The following is a 587-nucleotide window of genomic DNA, read 5'->3' as shown; positions in this document are numbered from 1 at the left end:
GCTCAAGAAATTCTTGATGGAAAATGGCATGATCATTTCATCGTAGATCCAATCCAAGGCGGAGCAGGTACTTCAATGAATATGAATGCAAATGAAGTCATGGCCAATCGTGCTCTTGAATTATTAGGAATGGAAAAGGGAGACTATCATTATATTAGTCCAAATAGTCATGTAAACATGGCGCAATCAACAAACGATGCATTCCCAACGGCGATTCATATTGCAACATTAAATGCATTAGAAGGCTTATTACAAACGATGGGTTATATGCACGATGTATTTGAATTAAAAGCAGAGCAGTTCGATCATGTTATTAAAATGGGTCGTACACATTTACAAGACGCTGTGCCAATTCGTCTTGGACAAGAATTTAAAGCGTATTCTCGCGTACTTGAACGTGATATGAAACGTATCAAGCAATCACGTCAACATCTATATGAAGTAAATATGGGAGCAACTGCAGTTGGTACAGGCTTAAATGCAGATCCAGAATATATTGAAGCAGTTGTAAAACATTTAGCTACAATTAGTGAACTGCCACTTGTTGGTGCAGAAGACTTAGTAGATGCAACGCAAAATACGGATGC

General features: G+C 38.2%; 1 protein-coding gene. It reads left to right on the top strand.

The features are described from left to right. The coding region (locus tag DN403_RS23915) for a lyase family protein (protein ID WP_240816979.1) at positions 1 to 587 on the top strand (587 nt) is incomplete at both ends.

The sequence above is a fragment of the Bacillus sp. AY2-1 genome (assembly GCF_008368965.1).
Classification (GTDB): domain Bacteria; phylum Bacillota; class Bacilli; order Bacillales; family Bacillaceae_G; genus Bacillus_A; species Bacillus_A thuringiensis_S.
Note: the sequence above shows the minus strand (reverse complement) of the source record. Positions and strands in the feature narration are given on the sequence as shown.